The sequence below is a fragment of the Pollutimonas rozaliensis genome, from assembly GCF_048751585.1.
GTDB lineage: Bacteria > Pseudomonadota > Gammaproteobacteria > Burkholderiales > Burkholderiaceae_B.
In genome coordinates this window covers 1-254 of the sequence record NZ_JAZHOB010000245.1, presented here as the reverse complement: position 1 = coordinate 254, position 254 = coordinate 1, and the positions used below count along the sequence as shown (strand labels likewise).

Annotated in this window: 1 protein-coding gene; it reads right to left on the bottom strand. The window is 49.6% G+C overall.

Annotation, left to right across the window (positions count from 1 at the left end; all coding sequences use genetic code 11):
* Positions 1–211 (bottom strand): branched-chain amino acid transport system II carrier protein (locus V0R37_RS22760; protein WP_420376641.1); only part of this gene is annotated, 211 nt, incomplete at its 3' end.
* Positions 212–254: the final 43 nt, after the last annotated feature.

Here is a 254-nt window from a genome sequence, read left to right as displayed (position 1 = left end):
AAATGTACACCGAAGCAAGACCAAAGGCAGCAATAAAGGCTGAACTGATGAGGTATTTCGTCGTCGCTCGCTGCTCGGTGATGCCCTTACTACGCAAGGCATCAACAATTAACATCCCAAACATCAAGGCTGCTAAGGTATCCATGGTGTTGTAACCTTCCAAGAAACCTTTAGTGAAAGGTTGAGTGGCATAAGGCCCGGTGGCCGGCATCCAATCGCCTTGAGGGTCTAGGAATACGCCAATCGCCAACACC